This is a genomic window from Flavobacterium yafengii (assembly GCF_030010375.1).
GTDB lineage: Bacteria > Bacteroidota > Bacteroidia > Flavobacteriales > Flavobacteriaceae > Flavobacterium > Flavobacterium yafengii.
In genome coordinates, this window is sequence record NZ_JASCRY010000004.1 from 260,375 (window position 1) to 277,650 (window position 17,276).

Consider the following 17,276-nt stretch of genomic DNA (forward strand, 5'->3'; position numbering starts at 1 on the left):
TTATTTAGCTTCTTCAACAGAAACTAAGTGTTTAACTTTATTTATCATCCCAAGGATTGTAGGGTTTGAATCATGCTCTACAACTTGTCCCATTTTACGTAGACCTAAAGCTTCTAATCCTCTCTTTTGAGTAAGAGGACAGTTGATTTTGCTTCTAACTTGTTTTACTAATAATTTAGCCATAATTTCCTTGAATTAACCTTTAAAAACTTTTTCTAAAGAAACACCTCTTTGTTTTGCAACAGTATAAGCGCTTCTCATTTGTAATAAAGCATCAAAAGTTGCTTTTACCACGTTGTGAGGATTTGAAGATCCTTGAGATTTAGATAATACATCATGAATTCCTACTGATTCAAGAACTGAACGAACAGCTCCACCAGCAATAACTCCTGTACCGTGAGAGGCAGGAATTAAGAATACACGTGCACCACCAAATTTACCTTTTTGTTCGTGAGGAACTGATTGACCATTCAAAGGAATTTTTACTAGATTTTTCTTAGCATCTTCTACTGCTTTCGCAATTGCTTCAGAAACGTCTTTAGATTTTCCTAATCCGTGTCCAACCACTCCGTTTTCATCACCTACAACTACAATAGCAGAAAAACCAAAAGCTCTACCACCCTTTGTAACCTTAGTAACACGATTTACACTTACCAAACGATCTTTTAATTCAAGACCACTTGGTTTTACTAACTCTACATTCTTGTATTTACTATTAGACATACTATATTAGAATTTAAGTCCAGCCGCTCTTGCGCCTTCCGCTAATGATTTAATACGTCCGTGATATAAATAACCTCCTCTATCGAAAGTTACTACGTCTATCCCAGCTTTTAAAGCTTTTTCAGCAACTAGTTTTCCAACTGCTGTAGCAACTTCAATGTTCGTACCGTTACCTATTTCTTTTTCTCTTGAAGAAGCCGCCAATAAAGTAACTCCGTTTACGTCATCAATAAGTTGAGCGTAAATTTCTTTGTTACTTCTAAATACAGATAGTCTTGGATTAGTAGCAGTACCACTAATTGATTTTCTAATTCTGAATCTAATTCGTTGTCTTCTTTCAGGTTTTGTTAATGACATAATCTTATTTTTTAAGCTGATTTACCTGCTTTTCTTCTTAATACTTCACCTACAAATTTAACACCTTTTCCTTTGTACGGCTCAGGCTTACGGAAACCTCTGATTTTCGCAGCTACCTGACCTAAAAGTTGTTTGTCAAATGACGTTAATTTAACGATAGGGTTTTTACCTTTTTCAGATATAGTTTCTAAAGTTACTTCTGAAGCAATTTCTAAAACTATATTGTGAGAGTAACCAAGTGCTAAATCTAATTTTTGCCCTTGATTTGAAGCTCTATAACCAACTCCTACCAATTCTAATGACTTAGTAAAACCATCTGTTACACCGATAATCATGTTATTGATTAAAGATCGGTACAAACCGTGTTTTGCTCTTTGGTCTTTGTGATCAGAAGATCTTTCTACTTGAACTAGATCCCCTTCAACTGTTACAGTTACGTCCGAAAACTCCTGAGTTAGTTGACCATTTTTTCCTTTTACCGTAATAATACCATCAGCAACTGAAACAGTCACTCCAGCTGGTATTGTTACTGGGCTTTTACCTATTCTTGACATCTTATATAGTCTTTAAAATTAGTATACGTAACAAATTACTTCGCCACCAACATTCAATTGTTTAGCTTTCTTTCCAGTCATTAAACCTTTAGAAGTAGAAACAATAGCAATTCCTAATCCGTTAAGGATTCTAGGAATGGTAGAAGAACTTGAATATTTACGTAAACCTGGTTTACTAATTCTTTGGATATCTTTAATTACGGACTCTTTCGTATCTTTATCATACTTCAAAGCAATTTTGATTGAACCCTGAACAGCGTTGTCTTCAAATTTGTAACTCAAGATATAACCTTGATCAAATAAGATCTTTGTTATTTCTTTTTTTAGATTAGATGCAGGAATTTCAACAACTTTGTGGTTTGCAGCCACAGCGTTACGAACTCTTGTCAAATAATCGGCAATAGGATCTGTATACATATGTATTAATTTGCGGTTTTGGTTTTCGACAAACTATTTGCCGAACCTGAAACCAATTTATAAATGTTTATGATACAGACGAAACTTCTTACGTTGCGTCTGTATCAGAGACGTAATAAATTACGTCTTACCAAGATGCTTTTTTAACACCAGGGATCAATCCATTATTAGCCATTTCACGAAATGTAACACGTGAAAGACCGAATTGACGCATATACCCTCTTGGTCTACCTGTTAATTTACAACGATTGTGCAAACGAACTGGTGAAGCATTTTTTGGTAACTTTTGCAAACCTACGAAATCTCCAGCTTCTAACAAAGCTTTTCTTTTCTCAGCATACTTAGCTACTGTTTTTTCTCTCTTAACCTCGCGGGCTTTCATTGATTCTTTAGCCATGTCTTAATTCTTTTTAAAAGGTAATCCTAATTCTGTCAATAGAGACTTTGCTTCTTTATCTGTTTTTGCAGTAGTTACAAAAGAGATATCCATTCCTGAAATTTTGTTTACTTTATCAATATCAATTTCTGGGAAAATGATTTGTTCCAAAACTCCAAGGTTGTAATTTCCTCTTCCATCAAATCCAGTAGCTTTAATACCACTGAAATCTCTTACACGTGGCAAAGCTGAAGTAATAAGTCTATCTAAAAACTCATACATTCTTTCTCCACGCAAAGTAACTTTTGCTCCAATAGGCATCCCTTTTCTCAATTTGAATGACGCAACGTCTTTCTTTGAAATAGTAGATACTGCTTTCTGTCCAGTGATCTTTGTTAACTCATCAACTGCATAGTCAATTAGTTTTTTATCAGATACAGCTGCACCAACTCCTTTACTTAAAACGATTTTTTCCAATTTTGGAACTTGCATTACGTTTACGTATCCGAATTCCTCTTTAAGAGCAGCGATTACTCTGCTCTTATATTCTTCTTTTAGTCTAGGTATATACGCCATTACTATAGTACTTGATTAGATTTTTTTGAAAATCTTACTTTCTTATCTCCTTCTACTCTAATACCAACTCTAGTTGTTTCCTTAGTTTTAGGATCAATTAAAGAAATATTAGATATTTGTATAGAAGCTTCTTTCTTTACGATACCACCTTGAGGGCTTTTTGCACTAGGTTTCGTATGTTTTGAAACCATGTTTACACCTTCAACAATCGCTTTGTTTTTCTCACGGTACACACGTAAAACTTTACCTTCAGCACCTTTATGGTCTCCAGCAATTACTCTTACAATGTCACCTGATTTTATTTTTAGCTTTATCATCTTAAAACGAATTAAAGCACTTCTGGTGCTAATGATACAATTTTCATGAATTGTTTTTCACGAAGTTCTCTTGCTACCGGACCAAAAACACGAGTTCCTCTCATTTCACCAGCAGCATTCAATAACACACATGCGTTGTCATCAAATCTAATGTATGAACCATCGGCTCTTCTTACTTCTTTTTTGGTACGTACAACAACTGCAGTTGAAACAGCTCCTTTTTTAACGCTTCCGTTAGGTGCTGTATCTTTAATAGAAACTACAATCTTGTCTCCAACAGAGGCATACCTTCTTTTGGTACCTCCTAAAACACGGATAGTTAAAACTTCTTTTGCTCCCGTGTTATCTGCTACTTTTAGTCTTGATTCTTGTTGTACCATAATTATTTAGCTCTTTCTAAGATTTCAACTAATCTCCAACATTTTGTTTTACTTAAAGGGCGAGTTTCGCTAATCTTTACAGTATCTCCAATGTTACAGTCGTTATTTTCGTCGTGTGCATGATACTTTTTAGTCTTCAACACGAACTTACCGTATAATGGGTGTTTTACTTTACGCACTTCAGCAACAACAATAGATTTATCCATCTTGTCTGAAGTAACAACACCAACTCTTTCTTTTCTTAAATTTCTTTTTTCTTCCATCTTTCAGCAGATTACAATTATTGCAACTCTCTTTTAGTAAGTTCCGTGGCTAATCTTGCAACTGTTCTTCTTACACTTCTAATTTGAAGTGGATTCTCAATTGGAGAAATAGCGTGAGCCATTTTTAGGTCGGCATATGCCTTCTTAGTCTGGCTAAGTTTTTCTTGCAACTCCGCTGCAGAAAGATCTTTTATTTCTGATTGTTTCATAATATATTATAAATTATGCTTCGAAATCTCTAGCAACGACGAATTTAGTTTTTACTGGAAGCTTTTGAGCTGCAAGACGTAACGCCTCTTTTGCAACTGACAAAGGTACTCCTCCAACTTCAAACATAATTCTTCCGGGTTTAACAACGGCAGCCCAATACTCAACTGCACCTTTACCTTTACCCATACGTACCTCAAGAGGTTTCTTAGTGATAGGTTTGTCTGGAAATATTTTGATCCATAATTGTCCTTCTCTTTTCATAAAACGAGTTGCAGCAATACGTGCAGCTTCAATTTGACGAGAGGTTAAGAACATTCCATCTTCATGTACAGATTTAATACCAAACATTCCATTAGAAAGTTCATGTCCTCTTTGAGAGTTCCCTTTCATTTTACCTTTTTGTACCTTACGGTATTTTGTTCTTTTAGGCTGTAACATTTTTCTTTAGTTTAAAAATTTACTTTCGTTTACGAGCGTCTGGTTTTCCACCTTTGTTAAAAGGCTTTCTGTCTCCTCTAGGAGAATCACCACCTTTACCACCAGCACCAGATTGTTTTTTGTCCATTCCAGCAAGCGGAGAAAGATCTCTCTTTCCATAAACTTCACCTTTCATGATCCACACTTTGATACCCATTCTACCATAAGTAGTATGCGCTTCAGCCAAAGCATAATCAATATCAGCTCTGAAAGTTGATAGAGGAACTCTACCTTCTTTGAAACCTTCTGAACGTGCCATCTCTGCACCATTCAAACGACCAGAAATCAAAACTTTGATACCTTCAGCGTTCATACGCATAGAAGCAGCAATAGCCATTTTGATTGCACGTCTGTAAGAAATTCTGCTTTCGATTTGACGACAGATGCTTGTAGCAACTAGATACGCGTCAAGTTCAGGTCTTTTTATTTCAAAGATGTTGATTTGAACCTCTTTGTCAGTAATTTTCTTAAGTTCTTCTTTTAACTTGTCTACCTCTTGTCCACCTTTTCCGATAATAATACCAGGTCTGGCAGTAGTGATAGTAACGGTTACAAGTTTCAAAGTTCTCTCGATGATTACTTTTGATACACTAGCTTTTGATAAACGAGCATGGATATACTTTCTGATTTTGTGATCTTCGGCAAGTTTATCACCGTAATCATTTCCACCATACCAGTTTGAGTCCCATCCTCTGATGATACCAAGTCTATTTCCAATTGGATTTGTCTTTTGTCCCATCTTGTATTAAATTGCTTGTGTGTTATTAATAGATCCAAGCACGATTGTTACGTGATTAGAACGTTTTCTTATTCTGTGCGCACGACCTTGTGGAGCTGGACGAAGTCTTTTCAACATCATTCCACCATCTACTGTAATCGTTTTAACAAATAAACCTGCTTCTTCCATATTAGCATCAGGGTTTTTTGCTTGCCAGTTGGCAATTACAGATAAAACCAATTTTTCTAATTTTCTTGAAGCTTCTTTAGAACTGAATCTTAAGATGTTTAGTGCTCTTTCTACCTTCTGACCTCTTACCAAGTCCGCTACTAAGCGCATTTTTCTAGGTGAAGTAGGGCAGTTATTCAATTTTGCGAAAGCAATAGACTTATTAGCCTCTTTTCTCGCATCTGCTGTTTCTCTTTTACGAACTCCCATTGCTTCTTATTTTTTACCTTTATTTTTTGCTCCAGCATGACCTCTAAAAGATCTAGTTGGTGAAAATTCTCCTAATTTGTGACCTACCATGTTTTCTGTTACGTAAACTGGTACAAATTGACGACCGTTATGAACTGCGATAGTTTGTCCAACAAAGTCTGGAGTAATCATAGAAGCTCTAGACCATGTCTTAACCACTCCTTTATTTCCACCTGCGATGTTTTCTTGAACTTTCTTGTCTAACTTATAATGAACGAAAGGTCCTTTTTTTAATGAACGTGCCATATCTTATTATTTCTTTCTACGTTCTACGATATACTTGTTACTCGGGTTTTTCTTAGAACGAGTTCTATAACCTTTAGCTGGTATTCCATTTCTTGAACGTGGATGTCCACCAGAAGAACGTCCTTCACCACCACCCATTGGGTGATCGACAGGGTTCATTGCAACAGGTCTTGTTCTAGGTCTTCTTCCTAACCATCTTGTTCTACCTGCTTTACCAGATACAACTAATTGGTGGTCTGAATTAGAAACCGCTCCAATTGTAGCCGAACAAGTCAACAAGATTAATCTTGTTTCCCCAGAAGGCATTTTAATTGTAGCATATTTTCCATCTCTTGCCATTAATTGAGCAAATGTTCCAGCAGAACGAGCAATTACAGCTCCTTGTCCTGGTCTCAATTCGATACAAGAAATTACAGTTCCAAGTGGAACTCTACTTAAAGGTAAAGTATTACCAATTTCAGGTTGAGATTCCGGACCAGAAACTAATTTCTGACCAACTTTCAATCCGTTTTGAGCAATAACATACGTTTTCTCTCCATCAGCGTAAGCTAACAAAGCGATAAATGCAGTACGATTTGGATCATATTCAATTGATTTAACCGTCGCAGGAATTCCTTCTTTTGTACGTTTAAAATCAATGATACGATATCTCTGCTTGTGACCACCACCCGTATAACGCATGGTCATCTTTCCTTGACTATTTCTACCACCAGAGTTTTTTATCGGCGCTATCAAAGAGCGTTCCGGCTTATCAGTTGTAATGGCGTCATAACCATTCACAACTCTAAATCGCTGACCTGGGGTAATAGGTTTTAATTTTCTTACTGACATTTTATCTTAGATATTGTTGTAAAAATCAATTGTTTCTCCTTCTTGTACTTGAACAATTGCTTTTTTAATTGCATTCGTCTTTCCACTGATTAAACCACTTTTAGTGTATTTAGTAGTTCTATCCGGCCTTACGTTCATCGTGTTAACACTCAAAATAGTTACTCCGTAAGCAGCTTCAACAGCTTTCTTAATTTGCACTTTGTTTGCTTTTTTATCAACAACGAATCCGAAGCGGTTTAAAACTTCACTTTCTTTGGTTACTTTTTCCGTTACTATAGGCTTAATTATGATGCTCATATCCTATTATTTACTTAAATTTTCTTCAATTATCTCCAAAGAACTCTCTAAAAGCACTAAATTATTAGCGTTTAATATAGCGTAAGTACTTAATTCTAAGCTACTTACTACACTAGAGCCTTTTAAATTGCGTGACGACAAATATACATTTTTATTTACATCACCCAACACAAACAGGGATTTTTTATTCTCTAACTCTAAAGCTTTCAAAACGTTGATGAAATTTTTAGTGTTTGGAGTTTCAAAATTAAAGTCTTCAAGAACGATAATGTTCGACTCTTTTGCTTTAATTGAGAAAGCAGATTTTCTAGCCAAACGCTTCAAGCTTTTATTCAATTTGAATGAATAACTTCTTGGTCTTGGTCCGAAAACTGTTCCACCACCTTTAAACAATGGATTCTTTGCACTACCCGCACGAGCAGTACCAGTTCCTTTTTGTTTTTTAATCTTACGTGTACTTCCCGCAACTTCAGCTCTTTCTTTAGCTTTGTGCGTTCCTTGTCTTTGATTAGCAAGATATTGCTTAACATCAAGGTATACTGCGTGATTGTTTGGTTCTATACCAAATACTGAATCAGAAAGTTGAACTTTTCTTCCAGTATCTTTTCCGTTGAAATCTAATACTTTTGCTTCCATTACTTCTGAATGATTACATAAGAGTTGTTATGACCAGGAACACATCCTTTAATAACAAGTAGGTTCTTATCAGCCACTACTTTTAAAACTCTAAGGTTTTGAACTTTTACATTGTCTCCTCCCATTCTTCCAGCCATACGCATTCCTTTGAATACTCTAGATGGATAAGAAGAAGCTCCTACAGAACCCGGCGCTCTTAAACGGTTGTGTTGACCGTGAGTTGCCTGACCAACACCACCAAAACCGTGACGTTTTACAACCCCTTGAAAACCTTTACCTTTAGACACACCTTGCACATCTACAAATTCTCCTTCAGCAAAAATAGAAACATCAATAAGATCTCCTAATTTTTGTTCAGTTGCGAAATCTTGGAATTCAACGACTTTTTTCTTAGCTACAGTTCCCGCTTTTTTAAAGTGACCCAAAGCCGCTTTTGTGGAATGTTTCTCGTTTTTGTCATCGAAACCAAGTTGCAACGCTTCATACCCGTCAACACCTTTGGTTCTGACTTGGGTAACAACACATGGCCCAGCTTCGATTACTGTACAAGGAATATTCTTCCCGTTCTCGTCGAAAATGCTAGTCATGCCGATTTTTCTACCAATTAACCCAGACATAATTATTAATTATTAATTATTAAATATAAATATAGAACGCAGCTTTTAACCGAATCCTATTTTTTTAGTGGGTGCAAATGTATAACTTATTTACACACAAACCAAAAAAATAATTTTCGCTTAAAAACAGCGTCCTTTTCTTACTAGTAAGCTATTTAAACTTTGATCTCTACTTCAACACCGCTAGGCAATTCAAGTTTCATCAAGGCATCAATAGTTTTTGATGAAGATGAGTAAATGTCAATTAATCTCTTGTATGACATTACTTCAAATTGCTCTCTCGCTTTTTTGTTAACGTGTGGAGAACGTAATACTGTGAAAAGTTTTTTGTGAGTTGGTAATGGAATTGGTCCTGTAACAACTGCTCCTGTACTTTTAACCGTTTTTACAATCTTTTCAGCAGACTTGTCTACCAACATGTGATCGTAAGATTTTAGTTTTATTCTGATTTTTTGACTCATTTTCTTAAAGATTAAGCGTTTCCTTTTGCTTTTTTGATAACTGCTTCCGAAATATTCGAAGGAGTTTCAGCGTAATGTGAAAATTCCATTGTTGATGTTGCACGACCTGAAGACAAAGTTCTCAACGTTGTTACATAACCAAACATTTCTGATAATGGCACATCGGCTTTGATAGTTTTTGCACCAGCTCTGTCACCCATATCATTCACCTGACCTCTACGACGGTTGATATCACCTACGATATCCCCCATGTTTTCTTCTGGTGTAATAACCTCCATTTTCATGATTGGCTCAAGAATTACAGCTCCAGCAGCTTTAGCCACTTCTCTGTATCCCATTCTAGCTGCTAACTCAAAAGAAAGCGCATCAGAATCGACAGGGTGAAAAGATCCATCTAACAAAGTTACTTTCAAACTATCAACTTGGTATCCTGCTAAAGGACCAGTTTTCATAGCTTCTCTGAAACCTTTTTCTACAGATGGGATATATTCTTTAGGAACGTTACCACCTTTTACAGCATTAACAAACTGCAATCCTACAGGAGCTTTACCATCAACTTCATCAGCAGGCTCTAGTCTAAATACGATATCACCGAATTTACCACGACCACCAGATTGTTTCTTGTAAGTTTCTCTGTGTTGAGCAGATTTTGTAAAAGCTTCTTTATATTCTACTTGAGGCTCACCTTGATTTACTTCAACTTTAAACTCACGTTTCATTCTATCAACCAAGATATCTAAGTGAAGCTCACCCATACCGGAAATAATAGTCTGACCTGAAGCCTCATCAGTTCTAACAGTAAATGTAGGATCTTCTTCCGCTAATTTAGCCAAAGCCATACCCATTTTATCTACGTCAGCCTTAGTTTTAGGCTCAATAGCAATACCAATTACCGGCGCAGGGAATTTCATTGACTCAAGAATGATTGGGTGTTTTTCATCACACAATGTATCTCCAGTTTTAATATCCTTAAATCCAACCGCCGCTCCAATATCACCTGCTTCGATATAATCGATTGGGTTTTGCTTGTTGGCATGCATTTGGTAGATACGAGAAATTCTTTCTTTGTTTCCTGAACGAGTGTTCAAAACATAAGAACCTGCATCCAAGCGTCCTGAATAAGCACGGAAGAAAGCTAAACGACCTACGAATGGGTCAGTAGCAATTTTAAACGCTAAAGCAGCAAAAGGCTCTTTAACATCTGGCTTACGCAATATTTTAGTTTGATCTTCTTCTAATAATTCAGCATCATCAGGATGAATCCCTTCGATACCTTCTTTATCCATTGGAGACGGCAAATATTTACATACCGCATCTAACATGAATTGAACTCCTTTGTTTTTAAAAGAAGAACCCGCAATCATAGGAATGATGGCCATATCCATTACAGCTGCTCTTAATGCAATGTTGATTTCTTCCTCTGTAATAGAGTTTTCGTCTTCCATGAATTTTTCAAGCAAAGTCTCATCATAATCAGCAACTGCCTCAATAAGAATCGATCTGTATTCTTTAACCTCGTCAAGCATATCTTCTGGAATAGGCACAATCTCGTAAGTTGCTCCCAAACCTTCTTCATCCCAAACAATAGCCTGGTTTCTTACTAAATCCACAACACCTTTGAAATCATTTTCTTCACCAATCGGCAAAGTGATCGCAACTGCATTTGATTTTAACATATCTCTTACTTGTTGACAAACCATCAAAAAGTTAGAACCTTGTCTATCCATTTTATTAACGAAACCAATACGTGGTACTCTGTATTGATCTGCTAATCTCCAGTTAGTTTCTGATTGTGGCTCAACACCATCAACAGCACTAAACAAGAAAACCAAACCATCAAGCACACGTAAAGAACGGTTTACTTCAACTGTAAAGTCAACGTGTCCCGGTGTATCGATAATATTAAAGTGATAAGGTAATGTTTCAGGTAAAACTTTACCCTGAGTAGTTGGAAAATTCCATTCACAAGTTGTAGCAGCAGAAGTAATTGTAATACCTCTTTCTTGCTCTTGCGCCATCCAGTCCATTGTTGCAGCACCATCGTGTACTTCACCGATTTTATGTGATTTTCCAGTATAGAATAATATACGCTCCGTTGTTGTTGTTTTACCAGCATCAATGTGAGCAGCAATTCCTATGTTTCTTGTATATTTAAGTTCTCTAGCCATTTCTTAAGAATTAAAATCTAAAGTGAGAGAATGCTTTATTAGCTTCTGCCATCTTGTGAGTATCCATTCTCTTTTTAACAGCAGCTCCTTCTTCTTTAGCCGCAGCTAAACATTCTGAAGCCAACCTTTGAGCCATAGATTTTTCATTTCTTCTTCTAGAATAAAGTATCAACCACTTCATTGCCATAGAAATTTTTCTATCTGGACGAATTTGCATTGGAATTTGAAATGTAGCTCCACCTACTCTACGACTACGTACTTCTACGTGAGGCATAACATTGGTTAACGCATCTTTCCAAATTTCTAATGATGGTTTCTCTGCATCTTGTTTTTTAGACTCAATGATGTCAATTGCATCATAAAATACTTTAAACGCTGTCGATTTTTTTCCATCCCACATTAAGTTGTTCACAAAACGTGTTACCAGTTGATCATTAAACCTTGGATCTGGTAAAAGTGGTCTCTTCTTTGCCGCTCTTTTTCTCATGTCTTTTTTTTAATAAAATGCCACACTTGCTTCGTTGCGAATAATCACAACCTACAAGAGCAACGTTTTAAATTACTTTTTTGCTTCTTTTGGGCGTTTTGCTCCGTACTTAGATCTTCTTTGCGTTCTTCCTGCTACTCCTGACGTATCAAGCGCACCACGAACGATGTGATATCTAACTCCTGGTAAATCTTTTACCCTTCCACCCCTAACTAATACTATCGAGTGCTCTTGTAAATTGTGTCCTTCACCAGGGATGTAAGCATTCACTTCATTACCATTTGTCAAACGTACACGCGCTACTTTACGCATTGCAGAGTTTGGTTTTTTTGGTGTTGTAGTGTAAACACGCGTACAAACCCCTCTTCTTTGAGGACAAGAATCTAAAGCAACCGATTTACTCTTCTTAGTTATCTGAGTTCTTCCTGTTCTTACTAATTGTTGAATTGTTGGCATAATTAATACTAAAAATTTCTTATTATATTAAATTCCCGCTTTTTACGGGGTTGCAAATGTAGAAAATATTTTTTACTCTACAAACGTTAATCTATTAATTTTCAATAAGATTATTTTATCATTTGATTTTCATCACAAACATTAGATATTTGCGTTACTTTTATTAAAAACACATACTCATTTGAAATCCACTTTTATTTTACTATTCTTTCTGAATTTTTGCCTTAACTGTTCTGCGCAGAATTTTCGATTATTGATAACAGGAAGTAATTCATTAGAAACAAAAACTATAGACTCCCTACAATACAATACAATACACAAAAACATAAAATCAATAAGTGAAGAGATAAACCGAATTTCAGGAAAATTATCAGAAATAGGCTATATAGACAACTCCAACCTCGAATTCACTGAAAAGGACTCAAGTTATGTAGCGAATTTTGCATTAGGGAAAAAAATAAAATCAATCCATATATATATAGGTACAAATAATCTATTTAACAACCCAGCAGACCAAGATACAAAAAAGGACATTTTAGTATTACCTTACAAAGAAATTGATTCTTTTCTAAAACAAGCCGTTCAAAAATTAGAACAAAATGGATTTGCATTAGCAAAACTAAAACTGATAAATATCAAAAGAGTCGATACTGAAATTTACGCTGATTTAAAACTAGAATCAGACGAGAAAAGAACACTAAACTCCATCACAATAAATTACACAGAAAACAACCGATCAAATAAATTTCCTAGTGGGCATTTAGCACAAATCAACAGAAAATACAAAAACAGCATTTTTAATCAAAAAATAGTTGCTGAAATTTACAATGATTTTGAAAAATTTGGATTTATTAGCCAAGTAAAATATCCAGAAATTTTATTCACTAAAGACACAACAAAAGTTTATGTGTATCTTGAGAAAAAAAAATCCAATACTTTTGACGGATTTATTGGATTTTCAAACAATGAAAATAAAAAAATAACCCTAAATGGCTACTTAGACATAAAGCTAGAAAATATTTTAGGCTCTGGAGAACAATTATCAGTTTACTGGAAAAGTGACGGAAACGATCAAAAAACATTTAATGCCAGCATTGAACTTCCATATTTACTCAAGACACCAATAGGATTAAAAGCACAAATTCAATTATTCAGACAAGACAGCACTTTTCAAAACACAAAAACAGCAATAGACTTAAGCTACTTTTCAAATTACAACAAACGCTTTTATTTAGGATTTCAAACTACAGAGTCAAGTGATATTCAAAATTCAAGCAACACTTCAATAAGCGATTTTAGCAATTCTTTTTTAACATCCAGTTTTAATTACACAAAACTAGACTTAGCTAATTACACTTTTCCAATAAAATCATTTTTCTCAATAACTGCCGGAACCGGAAAACGAGAAATCAACAATCAATTAGAAAACACAACGAAAAGCAATCAGTTTTTTTTAAATATTCAAGCCTCACACAACTTTAACTTAAATAAAAAGAATACAATAAATATAAATAGTCAGAATTATTATTTACAAAGTAACAGGTATATCGTAAATGAACTTTTCCGTTTTGGAGGATTAAACAGCATAAGAGGATTTACAGAAAATAGCTTACAAGCTTATTTCACAACCTCAATTCTTACAGAATACAGACACATACTATCTTCAAATCTCTACGTCCATTCAATACTAGATTATTGCATTTACAAGAACAAATCAGACACACAACAAACGGACAAGACCGAAAAACTTCTAGGAATCGGGCTTGGATTTGGACTACAAACAAAAAATGGCTTATTAAAATTTGCCCTAGCAAATGGTAGCAGCCAAAACCAACAAATTGAAATTTATAACACTATCATCCACATCTGTTATAATGTTAAATTTTAATTACACTAAAAAATAGAGTTTCATTAATTAGGAAAGTTAACAAATTATTAAGATTTTTGCGAGACTAATTCAAAATATTAAAAAATGAAACTAAAGTTCAATGGAATCTTAGTACTACTAGTAGTACTTATGACGCAACTAACTTTTGCGCAAGAAAGATCTGTTTCAGGTGTTGTTTCTGATAATGCAGGATTGCCTATACCAGGCGTGAGTGTATTAGTAAAGGGAACAAATTCTGGAACACAAACTGATTTTGATGGAAAATACTCTATCAAAGCATCTCCAAGCCAAGTCTTGATATTTAGCTACATTGGGATGAAAACTCAAGAAGTTACAGCTAGTTCATCTACTGTGAATGTAAAATTAGCAAGTAGTGCATTAGAACTTGAAGGTGTTGTAGTAACAGCTTTGGGAATTAAAAGAGAAAAAAAATCTCTTGGTTACGCTACTCAAGAAGTAAAAGCAGAAGACTTAAATTCTGGTGCTGGTAGTGGAAACTTCATCAACGAACTTTCTGGTAAAGTAGCTGGTGTTAACATTAAAAGAAACAATAACTTTGGTGGTTCATCAAGTATTGTATCTAGAGGTGTCAAAAGTTTAAGTGGAAACAATGAAATGCTTATTGTTATTGACGGAATGCCTATCAACAACTCCAACATCAACTCTAACACTGCAAGTCAAAATACAGGAGCAGGTAATACATACGATTATGGTAATGCAGCTATGGACATCAACCCTGATGACATTGAAAGTGTAAACATCCTTAAAGGAGCAGCGGCATCAGCTTTATATGGTTATTTAGGTGGAAATGGCGTTGTAATGATTACCACTAAAAAAGGAAAATCTAAAAAAGGATTAGGAATTACTATCTCTAGTGAATTTGTTGCTGGAACTATAGACAAATCTACATTTGTTAAGTATCAAAATAAATATGGAGCAGGTTATGGCCCATATTACGAAGACGCATCAGGATACTTTTTATCAAGAGATATTGATGGAGATGGTGTTGAAGATTTAGTTGTACCAACTTCTGAAGATGCTTCTTATGGAGCTGCATTTGATCCTAACTTACTGGTTTACAACTGGAATGCTTTCACACCGTGGTCTGATAGCTATCAAAAAGCGACTCCTTGGGTAGCCGCTAAAAACGACCCTACTACATTTTTCGACACAGCTACTTCTTTTAACAACTCTATATCATTAGAAGACGGTAATGACACTACAAATTTTGTTTTGAATTTCACAAATTCTAAACAAACTGGTATTTTACCAAATAGTGACATGAAGAAGAATAACATGAGCGCAAAAATAAATCATCAATTTTCAGATAAATTATCTACTAGTGTATTTGCGAATTTTAGCACGCAATCTACAGTAGGTAGAAACTCAACTGGATATAATGAAAACATTATGTCTATGTTCCGTCAATGGTGGCAAACTAACGTTGATGTTCAAGAATTGAAACAAGTTTATGAAAGATCAGGCGGGCAAAACATCAACTGGAATTACTCAGATCCTTCAGACTTAACTCAAATTTACTGGGACAATCCATACTTTATCAGGAATAAAAACTTTCAATCTGATGAAAGAAATAGATTCTTAGGTTATGGTAGATTAGATTACAAACTGACAGACTGGTTAACAGTCTCAGGTAAAATATCTACAGATTCTTACAGCGAATTACGTGAAGAAAGAAGAGCATTTGGTTCTATTGCTGGAGACTTTGGAATTAACAGGTTAGCAGAAACTTCAGGATACCAAAAATATAACAGAACTTTCTCTGAACAAAATTATGATTTCATCTTAACCTTCAAAAAAGACATCTCAGAAAACATTAGTTTTAATGGAGTAGCCGGAGGAACAGCTGTAAGAACTAGAATTATTTCTACTTTAAACTCAACTCAAGGAGGACTTATTGTACCAGACCTTTTTAGTTTATCAAATTCAGTTGCAGGAGTACCTTTCCCAATTGAATCAGAAGTAAACCAAGGAGTTAACAGTTATTATGCTTCCGCATCTTTTGGATATAAAGACTTTTTATTCTTAGATGGAACTATAAGAAGAGACGCTTTTTCTAGCTTACCACAAGATGAAAATGCAATCAACACTTATTCAGCTTCTGGATCTTATGTTTTCACAAATCACATCAACAAACCGTGGTTAAGTTTTGGTAAAATAAGAGCCGGATATTCTGAAAGTCCACTTGGAACACCAAATCAATCTTTAATTGATACCTATATCAAGAATGATCCATTTGGAACTAACCAACAATATTCTGTTGCGTCAACCAAAAATAATCCAGATTTGAAAGCTGTAAAAACTAACACCCAAGAAATTGGTTTAGAAATGCAATTTTTAAACAGAAGAGTTGGTTTTGAAGTAAGTGCTTACAAAAATGTAAATCAAGGAGAAGCAATTTCAGTTCCTTATTCTACAGCGACAGGTAACAGCGCAAGATTCATTAATGCAGCAACTGTAGAAAACAGAGGTATTGAAGTACAATTTAACGCTACTCCTATAAAAACAAAAGATTTTGCATGGGATATTTTCGTAAACTGGTCAACCAATAAAAATAAAGTTACCAAATTAATTGATGGTATCGATAACCTTAGATTAAGTTCTTTTGGACAAGGGGTAACTCTTAACGCTGCTGTAGGTGAAGCTTATGGTGTACTTAGGGGTACTGATTTCACTTATTTGAATGGTGAAAAAGTAGTTGGAGCAAACGGAAGATATGTTGTCAATGCTTCAGCAAACAATGTTATTGGAGACGTTAATCCTGACTGGTTAGGTGGAGTACGTAATAAATTTACATACAAAAACTTATCATTTGGCTTTTTAATTGACATGAAAAAAGGAGGAGATATCTTTTCTCTTGACCAAGCATACGGTTTAGCTACTGGTCTATATGATATAACTGCAGGTAATAACGAACTAGGAAATCCTATAAGAAATACTATCGCAAATGGTGGTGGTGTTATCCTTCCTGGTGTACAAGCAGATGGTTCTGCAAACACTGTAAGAACTCCTTCACCAGACCAATACGGAAACGTATCTGGATACAGAAGAGCACCAAACAAAGCTTTTGTATATGACGCTTCTTTTATAAAATTAAGAGAAGTAAGCATTACTTATTCTTTACCAACTACAATCGTTTCAAAATTAAAACTTACTGATATGAAATTCAGTATCGTAGGCTCAAATTTATGGATAATCGACAAAAACCTTCCTTATGCTGATCCAGAAAGTGGACTAAGTGCTAATTCTAATTCAGCAGGATACTCAATAGGTTCATTGCCATCAACTAGAAATATTGGTTGTAACGTAACATTTAAATTTTAAAT

25 protein-coding genes are annotated in these 17,276 nt (G+C 35.1%); 2 read left to right on the forward strand and 23 right to left on the reverse strand.

The window, feature by feature from the left end; genetic code table 11:
- The 23 genes from rpmD to rpsL form a co-directional block, all read right to left on the reverse strand.
- Positions 1–183: a 50S ribosomal protein L30 gene (gene rpmD, locus QLS97_RS14120; RefSeq protein ID WP_027310825.1), complete on the reverse strand. Its 183-nt coding sequence runs from the start codon at positions 181–183 to the stop codon at positions 1–3.
- 12 nt (positions 184–195) lie between these two features.
- A complete protein-coding gene (gene rpsE / locus QLS97_RS14125) occupies positions 196–723 on the reverse strand; it encodes a 30S ribosomal protein S5 (protein WP_035668102.1) in 528 nt (175 codons plus the stop codon).
- A 6-nt stretch (positions 724–729) separates the two neighbouring features.
- On the reverse strand, positions 730–1,080 hold the full coding sequence (rplR, locus tag QLS97_RS14130) for a 50S ribosomal protein L18 (protein WP_132065674.1): 351 nt from the start codon (positions 1,078–1,080) through the stop codon (positions 730–732).
- 11 nt (positions 1,081–1,091) lie between these two features.
- Positions 1,092–1,634 (reverse strand): 50S ribosomal protein L6, encoded by a 543-nt coding sequence (gene rplF, locus QLS97_RS14135; protein WP_131995807.1) that lies wholly within the window; start codon positions 1,632–1,634, stop codon positions 1,092–1,094.
- A gap of 18 nt (positions 1,635–1,652) precedes the next feature.
- Positions 1,653–2,051 carry a 30S ribosomal protein S8 gene (gene rpsH, locus QLS97_RS14140; RefSeq protein WP_066081018.1) on the reverse strand — a complete coding sequence of 133 codons (399 nt, stop codon included), beginning with the start codon at positions 2,049–2,051 and terminating at the stop codon, positions 1,653–1,655.
- Positions 2,052–2,178: 127 nt separating this feature from the next.
- Positions 2,179–2,448: a 30S ribosomal protein S14 gene (gene rpsN, locus QLS97_RS14145; RefSeq protein WP_007136553.1), complete on the reverse strand. Its 270-nt coding sequence runs from the start codon at positions 2,446–2,448 to the stop codon at positions 2,179–2,181.
- 3 nt (positions 2,449–2,451) lie between these two features.
- Positions 2,452–3,003, reverse strand: coding sequence for a 50S ribosomal protein L5 (gene rplE, locus QLS97_RS14150; RefSeq protein WP_121366229.1), 552 nt, complete (start codon positions 3,001–3,003; stop codon positions 2,452–2,454).
- Positions 3,004–3,005: 2 nt separating this feature from the next.
- On the reverse strand, positions 3,006–3,320 hold the full coding sequence (gene rplX, locus QLS97_RS14155) for a 50S ribosomal protein L24 (RefSeq protein WP_035668111.1): 315 nt from the start codon (positions 3,318–3,320) through the stop codon (positions 3,006–3,008).
- A gap of 11 nt (positions 3,321–3,331) precedes the next feature.
- On the reverse strand, positions 3,332–3,700 hold the full coding sequence (gene rplN, locus QLS97_RS14160) for a 50S ribosomal protein L14 (protein ID WP_026717863.1): 369 nt from the start codon (positions 3,698–3,700) through the stop codon (positions 3,332–3,334).
- Between the two features lie 2 nt (positions 3,701–3,702).
- Complete coding sequence (gene rpsQ, locus QLS97_RS14165; RefSeq protein ID WP_131917004.1) at positions 3,703–3,963, reverse strand: 30S ribosomal protein S17; 261 nt, start codon at positions 3,961–3,963, stop codon at positions 3,703–3,705.
- Between the two features lie 17 nt (positions 3,964–3,980).
- A complete protein-coding gene (gene rpmC / locus QLS97_RS14170) occupies positions 3,981–4,172 on the reverse strand; it encodes a 50S ribosomal protein L29 (protein ID WP_035668115.1) in 192 nt (63 codons plus the stop codon).
- 13 nt (positions 4,173–4,185) lie between these two features.
- Positions 4,186–4,611 (reverse strand): 50S ribosomal protein L16, encoded by a 426-nt coding sequence (rplP, locus tag QLS97_RS14175; RefSeq protein WP_007803637.1) that lies wholly within the window; start codon positions 4,609–4,611, stop codon positions 4,186–4,188.
- A gap of 19 nt (positions 4,612–4,630) precedes the next feature.
- Positions 4,631–5,389: a 30S ribosomal protein S3 gene (gene rpsC / locus QLS97_RS14180; RefSeq protein WP_282717549.1), complete on the reverse strand. Its 759-nt coding sequence runs from the start codon at positions 5,387–5,389 to the stop codon at positions 4,631–4,633.
- 6 nt (positions 5,390–5,395) lie between these two features.
- A complete protein-coding gene (rplV, locus tag QLS97_RS14185) occupies positions 5,396–5,806 on the reverse strand; it encodes a 50S ribosomal protein L22 (RefSeq protein ID WP_007136561.1) in 411 nt (136 codons plus the stop codon).
- 6 nt (positions 5,807–5,812) lie between these two features.
- Positions 5,813–6,091, reverse strand: a complete 279-nt coding sequence (rpsS, locus tag QLS97_RS14190) for a 30S ribosomal protein S19 (RefSeq protein WP_007136562.1) — start codon at positions 6,089–6,091, stop codon at positions 5,813–5,815.
- 6 nt (positions 6,092–6,097) lie between these two features.
- Positions 6,098–6,922, reverse strand: a complete 825-nt coding sequence (gene rplB, locus QLS97_RS14195; protein WP_035668122.1) for a 50S ribosomal protein L2 — start codon at positions 6,920–6,922, stop codon at positions 6,098–6,100.
- A gap of 6 nt (positions 6,923–6,928) precedes the next feature.
- Positions 6,929–7,219 (reverse strand): 50S ribosomal protein L23, encoded by a 291-nt coding sequence (gene rplW / locus QLS97_RS14200; RefSeq protein WP_035668124.1) that lies wholly within the window; start codon positions 7,217–7,219, stop codon positions 6,929–6,931.
- A gap of 6 nt (positions 7,220–7,225) precedes the next feature.
- Positions 7,226–7,855, reverse strand: coding sequence for a 50S ribosomal protein L4 (gene rplD / locus QLS97_RS14205; protein WP_091173690.1), 630 nt, complete (start codon positions 7,853–7,855; stop codon positions 7,226–7,228).
- The gene (gene rplC, locus QLS97_RS14210) at positions 7,855–8,472 is read right to left on the reverse strand and encodes a 50S ribosomal protein L3 (RefSeq protein ID WP_282717552.1); all 618 of its coding nucleotides are present in this window, start codon (positions 8,470–8,472) and stop codon (positions 7,855–7,857) included. The genes rplD and rplC overlap by 1 nt, the downstream gene beginning before the upstream one ends.
- 155 nt (positions 8,473–8,627) lie before the next feature.
- Entirely contained in the window at positions 8,628–8,933 is a 306-nt protein-coding gene (rpsJ, locus tag QLS97_RS14215; protein WP_011963470.1) for a 30S ribosomal protein S10, read from the reverse strand.
- An 11-nt stretch (positions 8,934–8,944) separates the two neighbouring features.
- Positions 8,945–11,101: an elongation factor G gene (fusA, locus tag QLS97_RS14220; RefSeq protein WP_282717554.1), complete on the reverse strand. Its 2,157-nt coding sequence runs from the start codon at positions 11,099–11,101 to the stop codon at positions 8,945–8,947.
- 10 nt (positions 11,102–11,111) lie between these two features.
- Positions 11,112–11,588: a 30S ribosomal protein S7 gene (gene rpsG, locus QLS97_RS14225; RefSeq protein WP_035668130.1), complete on the reverse strand. Its 477-nt coding sequence runs from the start codon at positions 11,586–11,588 to the stop codon at positions 11,112–11,114.
- Positions 11,589–11,660: 72 nt separating this feature from the next.
- The gene (gene rpsL, locus QLS97_RS14230; RefSeq protein WP_007136570.1) at positions 11,661–12,044 is read right to left on the reverse strand and encodes a 30S ribosomal protein S12; all 384 of its coding nucleotides are present in this window, start codon (positions 12,042–12,044) and stop codon (positions 11,661–11,663) included.
- Between the two features lie 253 nt (positions 12,045–12,297).
- Here rpsL and QLS97_RS14235 point away from each other — a divergent pair, with 253 nt between their 5' ends.
- Together QLS97_RS14235 and QLS97_RS14240 are read left to right on the forward strand one after the other, a co-directional pair.
- Positions 12,298–13,932, forward strand: a complete 1,635-nt coding sequence (locus QLS97_RS14235; protein ID WP_282717556.1) for a BamA/TamA family outer membrane protein — start codon at positions 12,298–12,300, stop codon at positions 13,930–13,932.
- A gap of 84 nt (positions 13,933–14,016) precedes the next feature.
- Positions 14,017–17,274 (forward strand): SusC/RagA family TonB-linked outer membrane protein, encoded by a 3,258-nt coding sequence (locus QLS97_RS14240; protein ID WP_282717558.1) that lies wholly within the window; start codon positions 14,017–14,019, stop codon positions 17,272–17,274.
- Positions 17,275–17,276 lie beyond the last annotated feature (2 nt).